The sequence below is a fragment of the Pseudoxanthomonas daejeonensis genome (genome assembly GCF_010093205.1).
Classification (GTDB): Bacteria; Pseudomonadota; Gammaproteobacteria; order Xanthomonadales; family Xanthomonadaceae; genus Pseudoxanthomonas; species Pseudoxanthomonas daejeonensis.
In genome coordinates, this window is sequence record NZ_PDWN01000016.1 from 56,838 (window position 1) to 69,161 (window position 12,324).

A 12,324-nucleotide genomic window follows, 5' to 3' on the forward strand; every position below is an offset into this window, starting at 1 on the left:
CTGCGTCAGCCGGCCGGGGCCGGGCAGTACGCGGATCAGTGCTTGAGGTTGCGGCGCAGGCGCTCGAGCGCCTGCAGCTGGGCGGTGACCTCGGCCAGGCGCTGCTGCGCCTCGGCCACTTCCATCGCTTCGCTGCGGTTGGCCAGCACGCGTTCGGCTTCTTCCTTGGCCTTGCGCACGGCGGCCTCGTCGATGTCCTCGGCGCGGATCGCGGTGTCGGCCAGGATCGTCACCACCTGCGGCTGCACCTCGAGGATGCCGCCGGAAATGGCGAAGTCCAGGTGCGCGCCGTCAGGCAGCGTCACCACGACCTTGCCCGGCTTCAGGCGAGTGATCAGCGGTGCGTGCCGCGGCGCGATGCCCAGCTCGCCCAGCTCGCCGGTGGCCACGACCAGGGTGGCCTCGCCGTGGAAGATCTCCTGCTCGGCGCTGACGATGTCGCAACGGATGGTGCTCATGGGGCCTCGCTGTGCTCAGTTCAGGAAGATCGCGATCAAGCGATCTTCTTGGCCTTCTCGACGGCTTCGTCGATGGTGCCGACCATGTAGAACGCCTGCTCCGGCAGGTGGTCGTACTCGCCGTCGCAGATGCCCTTGAAGCCGCGGATGGTGTCCTTCAGCGACACGTACTTGCCCGGCGAGCCGGTGAACACTTCGGCCACGTGGAACGGCTGGCTGAAGAAGCGCTCGATCTTGCGCGCGCGCGACACCGACAGCTTGTCCTCTTCCGACAGCTCGTCCATGCCCAGGATCGCGATGATGTCCTTCAGCTCCTTGTACTTCTGCAAGGTGGACTGCACGCGGCGGGCGGTGTCGTAGTGCTCGTGGCCGATGACGTTCGGGTCCAGCTGGCGGCTGGTGGAGTCCAGCGGATCCACGGCCGGGTAGATGCCCAGCGAGGCGATGTTTCGCGACAGCACGACGGTGGCGTCGAGGTGGGCGAAGGTGGTCGCCGGCGACGGGTCGGTCAGGTCGTCCGCGGGGACGTACACGGCCTGGATCGAGGTGATCGAACCGGTCTTGGTCGAGGTGATGCGTTCCTGCAGCACGCCCATTTCCTCGGCCAGGGTCGGCTGGTAGCCCACCGCCGACGGCATGCGGCCCAGCAGCGCCGAGACCTCGGTGCCGGCCAGGGTGTAGCGGTAGATGTTGTCGACGAACAGCAGCACGTCCTTGCCCTTGCCCGACGCGTCCTTCTCGTCGCGGAAGTACTCGGCCATGGTCAGGCCGGTCAGCGCGACGCGCAGGCGGTTGCCCGGCGGCTCGTTCATCTGGCCGTAGACCATCGCGACCTTGTCCAGGACGTTGGAGTCCTTCATCTCGTGGTAGAAGTCGTTGCCCTCGCGGGTACGCTCGCCCACGCCGGCGAACACCGACAGGCCCGAGTGCGCCTTGGCGATGTTGTTGATCAGTTCCATCATGTTGACGGTCTTGCCGACGCCGGCGCCGCCGAACAGGCCGACCTTGCCGCCCTTGGCGAACGGGCACATCAGGTCGATGACCTTGATGCCGGTCTCCAGCAGCTCGTTGCCCGAGGACTGGTCCTCGTACGACGGCGCGTTGCGGTGGATTTCCCAATGGTCGGAAGCCTGCACGTCGCCGGCCTCGTCGATCGGGCGGCCGAGCACGTCCATGATCCGGCCCAGGGTGCCGGCGCCGACCGGCACCGAGATCGCCTTGCCGGTGTTGGTTGCGACCAGGTTGCGCTTGAGGCCGTCGGTGGAACCCAGCGCGATGGTGCGGACCACGCCGTCGCCCAGCTGCTGCTGGACTTCGAGGGTGATGGCGGTGTTGTCGACCTTCAGCGCGTCGTACACCTTCGGCACTTCGGCGCGCGGGAACTCGACGTCGACGACGGCGCCGATGATCTGAACGATCTTGCCCTGACTCATGGTGGTTTCCTCAGACTCTTAAGTTTTTCTGCGCGACCGGGTCGCCGATGGTTTTCTTCGAGAAGCCCGCACATGGATGCGCGGACTCCTGCGATGGATTCGAACTAGACCGCTGCCGCGCCGCCCACGATCTCGGAGATTTCCTGGGTGATCGCCGCCTGCCGGGCCTTGTTGTAGACCAGGTTCAGCGTGCCGATCAGCTTGGTCGCGTTGTCGCTGGCCGACTTCATCGCGACCATGCGCGCGGCATGCTCGGACGCGACGTTTTCCAGCACCGACTGGTACACCAGCGACTCCACGTAGCGGGTCAGCACGTGCTCGAGCACGGTGCCGGCGTCGGGTTCGTAGATGTAGTCCCAGTCGTGGCTCGGCACCCCGGCCTGCGCGGCCGGCAACGGCAGCAGCTGGTCGAAGGTGGCCTTCTGGCTCATCGTGTTGACGAAGTGGTTGTAGACCACGAACACGCGGTCGACCTTGCCTTCGGTGTAGGCGTCGAGCATGACCTTGATCACGCCGACCAGGTCGTCCAGGTGCGGGATGTCGCCCAGGTGGGAGACGCTACCGACCATGTTCACCTTGATCCGGCGGAAGAAGGCCTGCGCCTTCTGGCCGACGGTGACCATGTCGACCTCGACGCCCTGCTCGTTGAACTGGCGGACTTCGCCCAGCAGCTTGCGGAACAGGTTGTTGTTCAGGCCGCCGGCCAGGCCGCGGTCGGACGAGATGACGATGTAGCCGACCCGCTTGACCTGCTCGCGCTCCACCAGGAACGGATGCTGGTAGTCGGTATTGGCCTGGGCCAGGTGGCCGATCACCTGCTTCATCGCCTGCGCGTAGGGACGCGAGGTGCGCATCCGCTCCTGCGCCTTGCGGATCTTGGAGGCCGAGACCATTTCCAGCGCGCGCGTCACCTTGCGGGTGTTCTGCACGCTCTTGATCTTGGTTTTGATTTCGCGTCCGCCAGCCATCTCTTCTTCCCGTTTGGCAGGCCGGTCGGCCTGCCGTGGACTTGGTTCCGTCACCGCGCGGGCCGGGGCCCGCCGATGTCGCGGCTTACCAGGTGCCGGTCTGCTTGAACTCGGCGATGCCCTTCTTGAACGCCGACTCGATCTCGTCGTTCCAGCCACCGGTGCTGTTGACCTGCTCGATCAGCGCGCCGGCGGTGTTGGCGAAGTGGGCGTGCAGGCCCTCCTCGAACGCGCCGATCTTGGCCACCGGCACGTCGTCCAGGTAACCCTCGTTGACCGCGTAGATCGACAGCGCCTGGTTGGCGATGGACATCGGCTGGTACTGCTTCTGCTTCATCAGCTCGGTGACGCGCTGGCCGCGCTCGAGCTGCTTGCGGGTGGCTTCGTCCAGGTCCGAGGCGAACTGCGCGAACGCAGCCAGCTCGCGGTACTGGGCCAGCGAGATGCGGATGCCGCCGGACAGCTTCTTGATGACCTTGGTCTGGGCGGCGCCACCGACGCGCGACACCGAGATGCCGGCGTTCACGGCCGGGCGGATGCCGGCGTTGAACAGGTCGGTTTCCAGGAAGATCTGGCCATCGGTGATCGAGATCACGTTGGTCGGCACGAACGCGGACACGTCGCCGGCCTGCGTTTCGATGATCGGCAAAGCGGTCAGCGAGCCGGTCTTGCCCTTCACCGCGCCGTTGGTGAACTTCTCGACGTACTCCTCGGACACGCGCGCGGCGCGCTCGAGCAGGCGGGAGTGCAGGTAGAACACGTCGCCCGGGTAGGCTTCGCGGCCCGGCGGGCGGCGCAGCAGCAGCGAGATCTGGCGGTAGGCCACGGCCTGCTTGGACAGGTCGTCGTAGACGATCAGCGCGTCTTCGCCGCGGTCCATGAAGTACTCGCCCATGGTGCAGCCGGAGTAGGCGCTGATGTACTGCATTGCGGCCGACTCGGAAGCGGTGGCGGCCACGACGATGGTGTGGGCCAGCGCGCCGTTCTCTTCCAGCTTGCGCACGATGTTGGCGACGGTCGAGGCCTTCTGGCCGATCGCCACGTACACGCACTTGATGCCGGTGTTCTTCTGGTTGATCACCGCGTCGATCGCCAGCGCGGTCTTGCCGGTCTGGCGGTCGCCGATGACCAGCTCGCGCTGGCCGCGGCCGATCGGGATCATCGCGTCGACGGTCTTGTAGCCGGTCTGCACCGGCTGGTCGACCGACTTGCGCCAGATCACGCCCGGGGCCACGCGCTCGACCGGAGCGGTCAGGGTCGCGCCCAGCGGGCCCTTGCCGTCGATCGGCTCGCCCAGCGCGTTGACCACGCGGCCCAGCAGCTGCGGACCGACCGGCACTTCGAGGATGCGGCCGGTGGTCTTGGCCACGTCGCCCTCGCGCAGGTGCTCGTAGTCGCCCAGGACCACGGCGCCGACCGAGTCGCGCTCAAGGTTCAGCGCGAGCGCGAACGTGGATTGTCCGTTCTCGGCCTGGGGCAGCTCGATCATTTCGCCCTGCATCACGTCGGCCAGGCCGAAGATGCGCACGATGCCGTCGGACACGCTGGTCACGGTGCCTTCGTTGCGGGCTTCAGCCGACAGCTTGACCTGCTCGATGCGGGTCTTGATCAGGTCGCTGATTTCGGAAGGGTTGAGCGTGGTAGCCATTTGGATTCCTTGGAGTCGCGGGCCGGGGCTTGGCGACCTGAAAAGTGAACTGTCTGGTTGCAGCGTCCGGTCAGCCCGCCAGGGCGGTCCGCAGGCGCGCGAGCTTGCCCTTGAGCGAGCCGTCGATGACCACTTCGCCGGCGTCGATCACCGCGCCGCCGATGAGGCTGGCGTCCACCGCGGCGTCCAGCTCGACCTCGCGGCCGAAGCGGCGCTTGAGCGCGTCGCGCAGCGTGTCCAGTTCCTGCGACGAAAGTTCTGCGGCGGACGTGACGGTGGCGCGCACCACGTGCTGGTCATCGGCGCGCAACTGCTCGTACAGGCCGGTGACTTCGGCCAGCAGCGGCAGCCGCCCGGCGTCGGCCAGCAGGCCCAGGAAGCGCGTGAACGACGCCTCGGCGCCCTGCGGCGAAAGCAGCGCGACCGCCTGCTCGCGGGCCAGCTCCGGATTGAGCAGCAAGCCGGCCACGCGCGGATCGGCGGCGACCTGGGCGGCGAAGCCCAGGGCCTGCGACCACGCGTCCACGCGGCCTTCGTCACGGGCAACCGAATAGGCGGCGCGTGCGTAGGGTCGGGCGAGGGTAAGGGCCTGGCTCATGCTCAGATCTCAGCCGCGAGTTCGTCCAACAGCGCCTTGTGCGCGTTGGCGTCGATCTCGCGACGGAGGAGCTTCTCCGCGCCGCTCACCGCCAGCGTGGACACCTGCTTGCGCAGGTCCTCGCGGGCACGGTTGGCGGACGCGTCGATCTCGGCCAGGGCGATCGACTTCTGCCGGCCGGCCTCGGCCACGGCATCCTCGCGCGCGGCGTCGACGATCTGGTTGGCGCGGGCATGGGCCTGGTCGATGATCTCGTTGGCCTTGCCACGCGCTTCCTTCAGCAGCTCGTTGACCTTGTCCTGCGCCTGCGCCAGGTCCTTCTGGCTGCGGTCGGCCGCGGCCAGGCCCTCGGCGATCTTCTGCTGGCGCTCCTCGATGGCCTTGAGCAGCGGCGGCCAGATCTTGGTGGCGATCAGCCAGATCAGCGCGGCGAAGGCCAGCGCCTGGGCGAAAAGGGTCAGATTGATGCTCATTGTTCCGCTCTGCCTGTGGTGACGGAACCGGCCATACCGGCCGGCTCCTCCATCCTGTCAGCGCCGGCGCGGATGCGCAGGCGCCACTCGACGTTCGATCAACCGCCCAGCTGAGCCAGGAACGGCGCGACGAACGGCGAAGCGAAGGCGAACAGCAGGCCGACGGCGACGCTGATGATGAACGCGGCGTCGATCAGGCCGGCGGTGATGAACATGCGGACCTGCAGCACCGGGATCAGTTCCGGCTGGCGCGCGGCCGACTCCAGGAACTTGCCGGCCATGATGGCCAGACCCAGGCCGGCGCCCAGCGCGGCCAGGCCGATCATGATGCCGATGGCCAGAACGGTCGAAGCCTGGACGGAAGCGAGAGCGGTCAGTGCGATTTCCATGGTTTTCTCCGGAACGGATTGCTAGAAGTGAACGGTGGGAACAAAGGGTGAAGCAAAAGGGGGGAGTGGAGCGTCAGTGACTGTCTTCGGACAGGCTGAGGTACACGATCGACAGCATCATGAAGATGAACGCCTGCAGCGGGATGACCAGCAGGTGGAAGATCATCCAGCCGAAGCCGAAGGCCGCGCCCGCGAAAATGCCGGCGATGCCGGCGCCGCCGAGCACCCAGATCAGCAGGAACACGATCTCGCCGCCGAACATGTTGCCGAACAGTCGCATCGCCAGGGAGATCGGCTTGCTCAGCCACTCGACGATGTTGAGGATCAGGTTGAACGGCATCATCCACTTGCCGAACGGCGCGGTCAGGAATTCCTTGGTGAATCCACCCAGGCCCTTGGAACGCAGCGCGAAGAACAGCATCAGGAAGAACAGGCTGACCGACATGCCCAGCGTGGCGTTCACGTCGGCGGTCGGAACCGGCTTCCAGTAGTGGATGCCTGCCCATCCCAGCGGGATCGCGAAGAAGTCCGCCGGGATCATCTTCAGCAGGTTCATCAGCAGGATCCAGAAGAACAGGGTGATCGCGATCGGCGTCACCAGCTTGCTGGTCCCGTGGTACGTGTCGCGCGCCTGCCGGTCGACGAACTCCAGGCAGATCTCGACGAAGGCCTGCCACTTGCCGGGCACGCCGGCGGTGGCATTGCGCGTGGCCAGCCAGAACATGAAGACCATCAACAGGCCCATCAGCACCGCGGTCACGAAGGTGTCCACGTGCAGCGTCCAGAAGCTGCCCTCGCCCACGTTCGCCGTCAGGTTCTGCAGATGGTGCTGGATGTAGCTGGTAGGGGTCAGTTCCGCCTCGCCCGCCATAAGTCCGATCTTCCTGTTCTAACGACCTGAATTGAAAACCCGAATCCGCCTGGACCGCACCCGCCGGAACCCGCCGCTCAGCGGCCCAGCGTCAGCGCGAACAACTGCGCAACCAGCACCACCACCGCCGCGATCAGCATCGGCAGCGGGGGCAAGCCCAGCGCCAGCACGCCCACCGCCAGCACCACGACCAGGACCAGCCACTTGGCCAGCACCCCGGCCACCAGCCTGGCCAGCGCCGGGACCGCGGCATCGATGCCGCCCCCCAGCGCGATCCGTGCCGAGAACCACCCGGCCAGGACCACCGCACCACCGCCCACCAGCGCCGCCACCGCCGACTGCACGCCCTGCCAGAGGCAGGCCAGCGCGACCAGAAGCGTCGCCCCTGCCTGCCAGGCGATCGCGCGACCGGCCTGTCGCCGGCCAGCGGCAACGGAGTTCAGCACGCGACGGTTACCTGCGGGAGTAAGCGGAAGGCCTGGGCCATGAAAGGCGCCCTGCCGAGCCGCAAAAGTATAGCAGTGAGACATTTTCGGGGACAACCGCCGGAGGTCTCCCCTCGGCGTACGGAACTTCCCGCAAGGGACCGGGTCGATCCCCTACCGGGACGGAGAACCTCGTCGGTCAGTCCCGCCCAGGCCCCGGACCCCCACCCGGGGCCTTTCTTTGTCCAACGCGCACGAAGCCGGCGTGATCGCCGCTTTTCACCTCATATCCATGCGCCCGTCACCGGCCATGGACCGCGACGCAACCAGCATGACGGTCCCCCACTCCCCCCGGACCGCTCATGACCCGCTGCCGCACCCTGCCCGTCTTCCTGCCCCTGATCCTGCTCGCAGCCATCCCCGCAGCCCGCGCCCAGGACGCCGACCGGTTCACGCTGCGCGTGGGGGCGATGAGCGCCTCGGCCGATACCACCCTGTCGGCCTCGACCACGTTCATGGGCGAGCCGTACCGGTTTTCGGAAAACTTCGGTTTCGGCAGCGACGAGTGGGTCCCGCGGATCGACGGCGTGTTCCGTGTCGCCGACCGCCACCGCCTGGTGTTCGACTACTTCAATTACGACAAGAAGCGCCGCGAGACGCTCGGCGAGGACATATCGTTCGACGACGTCACCATTCCGGCCGGCAGCTTCGCCCGCGCAGAACTCGATTTCCAGCTGGCCAGCCTGCTGTACGACTACGCGGTGGTCGAGAACGAGGACTTCAGCCTGGGCCTGCAGATCGGTGCCGAATGGGCCAAGGCCGAAGCCACCCTGCTGGCCGAGGCCGGCGCCGAGCGCTGGACCGACCGCGCCAGCGAGGACGGTTTCGCGCCTGTGGTCGGCGTCCGGCTCACCGCGCGCCCGGGCGATCGCTGGCTGCTCAACCTGCAGGGTCAGTACCTGGACGCCGGCTGGGGTGACTTCGGTGATTACGACGGCAGCATCAGCCGCATCAACGCGCTCGCCGAGTACCGCTTCACCGACAATTTCGGCATGTTCGGCGGCTACGAGTGGTATCGGCTGGACGTCAAGCGCGACGTGCGCGGCGACTTCATCGACGACGGCATCGTCGGCTGGGACCAGCGCTTCAAGGGGCCGGTGGTGGGCGTGACGCTGGCGTTCTGACTGCCTGCACGACGTGCACCATGGGATCGCCGTGTCGGGATCCACCGCGGGTCGCGGATAAAAAAAGCCCCGGCCAGGCCGGGGCTTTCGCTTGCCGCTCGACGCGATGCGCCGTTACTTCTTCTTCGGGATGTAGAGGTCGGTGATCGTGCCCTCGTAGACCTCGGCCGCCATCGCCACCGTCTCGCCCAGGGTCGGATGCGGATGGATGGTCGCGCCGATGTCGCCGGCCTCGGCGCCCATCTCGATCGCCAGGGCGAGCTCGGAGATCAGGTCGCCGGCGTGCACGCCGGTGATGCCCGCGCCGATGATGCGATGGGTGTGCTCGTCGAAGATCAGCTTGGTGAAGCCTTCGCCCCGGCCGATGCCGACCGCGCGCGCCGAAGCGACCCACGGGAACTTGCCCACGCCGATCTTCAGGCCCTTGGCCTTGGCTTCGGTTTCGGTCACGCCGACCCACGCGATCTCCGGGTCGGTGTAGGCCACCGACGGGATCACCCGCGCCACCCACTCCTTCTTTTCACCGGCGGCCACTTCGGCGGCCAGCTTGCCTTCGTGCGTGGCCTTGTGCGCCAGCATCGGCTGCCCGACGAGGTCGCCGATGGCGAAGATGTGCGGCACGTTGGTGCGCATCTGCCGGTCCACCGCGATGAAGCCGCGTTCGCTGACCTGCACGCCGGCCTTGGCCGCATCGAGTTTCCCGCCGTTCGGCGAACGGCCCACCGCGACCAGCACGCGATCCCACGTGCCTGATTCCAGATCCGGCTTCTGGCCCTCGGTGGCGCTCTCGAACGACACGGTGATGCCCTTCTTCGAGGCTTCGACCTTCGCCGCCTTGGTCTTCAGGTGCACGACTACGCCCTGCTTCTTCAGGCGATCGGCCAGCGGCTTGACCATGTCCTTGTCCGCGCCCGGCATCAGCTGGTCCATGAATTCGACCACGGTGACTTCCGCGCCCAGCGCGCGATAGACCGTCGCCATTTCCAGGCCGATGATGCCGCCGCCCACGACCAGCAGCGACTTGGGCACCTCGGCCAGCTGCAGCGCGTCGGTGGAGTCCATCACCCGCGGGTCGTCCCACGGGAAGTTCGGCAGCTTCACCGCCTGCGAGCCGGCAGCGATGACGCACTGCTCGAAACGCAGCAGCTGGGTCTTGCCGTCTTCGCCGGTGATCTCCAGCTCGTTGGGCGAAACGAACTTCGCCACGCCCTGCACGGTGCGTACCTTGCGCTGCTTGGCCATGCCGGCCAGGCCCTTGGTGAACTGGCCGACGACCTTGTCCTGCTTGAAGCCGCGCAGCTTGTCCAGGTCGATCTTCGGCTTGCCGAAGCTGATGCCGATGTCGTCCGAATGCACCGCTTCCTCGATCAGCGCGGCGGCATGCAGCAGCGCCTTGGACGGGATGCAGCCGACGTTGAGGCACACGCCGCCGAGCGCGGCGTAGCGCTCGACCAGCACCGTGTCCAGGCCCAGGTCCGCGGCGCGGAACGCGGCGGTATAACCGCCGGGGCCCGAACCGATCACCACGAAGCGGCACTCGATGTCGGCCTGCCTGCCGGTGCCCAGCGCCGGCTTCGGTGCCGGGGGCTCGGCCGGGGCGCGATGCGAGGGCGCGACCGGCGGCTTGCTGCCCGGAGCCGCCGCGGCGGCAGGAGCGCCACCGGCCGATTCGAGCACCGCGACCACGTCGCCCTGCGACAGCGCATCGCCGAGCTTGACCTTCAGTTCCTTGACCACGCCATCGGCGGTGGACGGCACTTCCAGCGTGGCCTTGTCCGACTCCAGCGTGACCAGGCCCTGGTCCTTCTTGACCGTGTCCCCGACCTTGACCAGCACTTCGATCACCGGCACGCCGCTGTAGTCGCCGATGTCGGGCACCTTGATCGCGAGCGGGCCGGACGAAGCGGCGACGGCAGGCGCGGCCGGGGCCGATGCGGCAGCCGGAGCCGACGCGCTCGGCGCTGCGGCAGGCGCTGCGGGCTTCGGCGCGGCCGGCGCCGCAGCACCGGCGGCTTCCAGCACGACCACCACGCCGCCTTCCGACAGCCGGTCGCCGATCTTGACCTTGATCTCCTTGACCACGCCATCGGCGGTCGACGGCACTTCCAGCGTCGCCTTGTCCGATTCCAGCGTGACCAGGCCCTGGTCCTTCTTCACCGAGTCGCCGACGGCGACCAGCACTTCGATCACCGGCACATCGCTGTAGTCGCCGATGTCCGGAACCTTCACTTCGATCGTGTTCGCCATGTCCGCGTCCCCTTACAGCAGCACGCGGCGCATGTCCGCGAGGACCTGGGCCAGGTAGCTGGTGAAGCGCGCGGCGGCGGCGCCGTCGATCACGCGGTGGTCGTAGCTCAGCGACAGAGGCAGGGTCAGGCGCGGCACGAACTGCTTGCCGTCCCACACCGGCTGCATCGAGGACTTGGACACGCCCAGGATCGCCACTTCGGGTGCATTGATGATCGGGGTGAACGCGGTCCCGCCGATGCCACCCAGCGAGCTGATCGAGAAGCAGCCGCCGCTCATGTCGGCCGGGCCGAGCTTGCCGTCGCGCGCCTTCTTGGCCAGATCGCCCATCTCCTGGGCGATCTGCAGCACGCCCTTCTTGTCGACGTCGCGGATTACCGGCACGACCAGCCCGTTGGGCGTATCGGCGGCGAAGCCGACATGGACGTACTTCTTCAGGGTCAGGTTCTCACCGGCCGCATCGAGCGACGCGTTGAAATCCGGGAACTGCTTCAGTGCAGCGGCGCTGGCCTTGAGCAGGAAGGCGAGCATGGTCAGCTTGATGCCCGACTTGGCCTTTTCCTGCTCGGCATTGAGCTGCACGCGCAGCGCTTCCAGGTCGGTGATGTCGGCCTGGTCGAACTGGGTAACGTGCGGGATGACCGCCCAGTTGCGCGCCAGGTTGGCCCCGGAGATCTTCTTGATCCGCGACAACGGCTGGGTTTCGGTTTCGCCGAACTTGCTGAAGTCCACCTTCGGCCACGGCAGCAGGTTGAGGCCGCCGCCGCCGGCCGCCGGGGCACCGGACGACGCGGATCCGCCTCCGGCCAACGCGGCCTTGACGTAGCGCTGCACGTCTTCTTTCGAGATGCGGCCGGCGCGCTCGCTGCCCTTGACCTGGGCCAGGTCCACGCCCAGTTCGCGCGCGAACAGGCGCACCGAAGGACTGGCGTACGGCACGTTCTCGGGCAGCACGCTGGCCGCCCCGAACTCCACCGGCGGGGTGCGCGGCGGGTTGGCCTGCGCATTGGCCGGACTGGTGGCCTGCACCTGTGCGATCTCGCGCTGGGCGATCTTGTCGGGCTGCGCGGCCACGGCCACCGGCTCGACCCTGGCGCCGGTCTCGGCGGTCTTCACCGGGCCGGGCGCAGCGTCGGCCTTGGCCGGCGCGAGCGACGCGGCGCCGTCAGCGGCCTCGATCAACGCCACCACGCCGCCCTCGGAGAGCGAGTCGCCGAGCTTGACCTTCAGCTCCTTGACCACGCCGGCGAAGGGCGCGGGCACTTCCAGCGTGGCCTTGTCCGACTCCAGCGTGACCAGGCCCTGGTCCTTGGTCACGGTGTCGCCGACGGCGACGAGGATCTCGATGACGGGCACGTCGCTGTAATCCCCGATGTCGGGGACGCGCGCTTCCTTGATTTCGGCCATGCCAGGACTCCGGCGGTTATGCGTGGGGAAAGACCCCTATTGTGTCCGCCCACGCCGCACCCGCCAACCTCCAGCGTGGGCATGTGGTTGTCCCGCCAGGCCTGTCCCGGACAGGTTTCAGCCGACACCAACACGCTGCGAGCACCCGAACCTCAGTACGCCGGCGCATGTGAAACGCGCCACGAGGATCGATCACCACGACCCGTACGGCATCAGGTTCGCG

Annotated in this window: 12 protein-coding genes; 1 reads left to right on the forward strand and 11 read right to left on the reverse strand. The window is 67.5% G+C overall.

Annotated features, from left to right (window positions below; genetic code table 11):
• Positions 1 to 35: 35 nt before the first annotated feature.
• The 9 genes from CSC65_RS14545 to CSC65_RS14585 all read right to left on the reverse strand — a co-directional run bounded on the left by CSC65_RS14545 (position 36) and on the right by CSC65_RS14585 (position 7,284).
• Complete coding sequence (locus tag CSC65_RS14545) at positions 36 to 458, reverse strand: F0F1 ATP synthase subunit epsilon (protein WP_162411299.1); 423 nt, start codon at positions 456 to 458, stop codon at positions 36 to 38.
• Between the two features lie 35 nt (positions 459 to 493).
• Positions 494 to 1,891: a F0F1 ATP synthase subunit beta gene (gene atpD / locus CSC65_RS14550; RefSeq protein WP_162411300.1), complete on the reverse strand. Its 1,398-nt coding sequence runs from the start codon at positions 1,889 to 1,891 to the stop codon at positions 494 to 496.
• Between the two features lie 104 nt (positions 1,892 to 1,995).
• On the reverse strand, positions 1,996 to 2,859 hold the full coding sequence (gene atpG / locus CSC65_RS14555) for a F0F1 ATP synthase subunit gamma (RefSeq protein ID WP_162411301.1): 864 nt from the start codon (positions 2,857 to 2,859) through the stop codon (positions 1,996 to 1,998).
• An 85-nt stretch (positions 2,860 to 2,944) separates the two neighbouring features.
• On the reverse strand, positions 2,945 to 4,507 hold the full coding sequence (gene atpA, locus CSC65_RS14560; RefSeq protein WP_162411302.1) for a F0F1 ATP synthase subunit alpha: 1,563 nt from the start codon (positions 4,505 to 4,507) through the stop codon (positions 2,945 to 2,947).
• A 70-nt stretch (positions 4,508 to 4,577) separates the two neighbouring features.
• Positions 4,578 to 5,105 (reverse strand): F0F1 ATP synthase subunit delta, encoded by a 528-nt coding sequence (locus CSC65_RS14565; RefSeq protein ID WP_162411303.1) that lies wholly within the window; start codon positions 5,103 to 5,105, stop codon positions 4,578 to 4,580.
• Positions 5,106 to 5,107: 2 nt separating this feature from the next.
• Positions 5,108 to 5,578, reverse strand: a complete 471-nt coding sequence (locus CSC65_RS14570) for a F0F1 ATP synthase subunit B (protein ID WP_162411304.1) — start codon at positions 5,576 to 5,578, stop codon at positions 5,108 to 5,110.
• 98 nt (positions 5,579 to 5,676) lie between these two features.
• On the reverse strand, positions 5,677 to 5,967 hold the full coding sequence (gene atpE, locus CSC65_RS14575) for a F0F1 ATP synthase subunit C (protein WP_162376963.1): 291 nt from the start codon (positions 5,965 to 5,967) through the stop codon (positions 5,677 to 5,679).
• Between the two features lie 73 nt (positions 5,968 to 6,040).
• Positions 6,041 to 6,838, reverse strand: coding sequence for a F0F1 ATP synthase subunit A (gene atpB / locus CSC65_RS14580; RefSeq protein ID WP_162411305.1), 798 nt, complete (start codon positions 6,836 to 6,838; stop codon positions 6,041 to 6,043).
• Positions 6,839 to 6,915: 77 nt separating this feature from the next.
• Positions 6,916 to 7,284: a hypothetical protein gene (locus CSC65_RS14585; RefSeq protein ID WP_162411306.1), complete on the reverse strand. Its 369-nt coding sequence runs from the start codon at positions 7,282 to 7,284 to the stop codon at positions 6,916 to 6,918.
• A gap of 341 nt (positions 7,285 to 7,625) precedes the next feature.
• On the opposite strand from CSC65_RS14585, the gene CSC65_RS14590 reads away from it, so the two are divergent.
• Entirely contained in the window at positions 7,626 to 8,447 is an 822-nt protein-coding gene (locus CSC65_RS14590; protein ID WP_162411307.1) for a hypothetical protein, read from the forward strand.
• A 114-nt stretch (positions 8,448 to 8,561) separates the two neighbouring features.
• Here the strand turns inward: CSC65_RS14590 and lpdA are convergent, their stop codons facing one another.
• Both lpdA and aceF read right to left on the reverse strand, forming a co-directional pair.
• Complete coding sequence (gene lpdA, locus CSC65_RS14595) at positions 8,562 to 10,694, reverse strand: dihydrolipoyl dehydrogenase (protein ID WP_162411308.1); 2,133 nt, start codon at positions 10,692 to 10,694, stop codon at positions 8,562 to 8,564.
• A 12-nt stretch (positions 10,695 to 10,706) separates the two neighbouring features.
• Positions 10,707 to 12,101, reverse strand: coding sequence for a dihydrolipoyllysine-residue acetyltransferase (gene aceF, locus CSC65_RS14600; protein ID WP_162411309.1), 1,395 nt, complete (start codon positions 12,099 to 12,101; stop codon positions 10,707 to 10,709).
• Positions 12,102 to 12,324 lie beyond the last annotated feature (223 nt).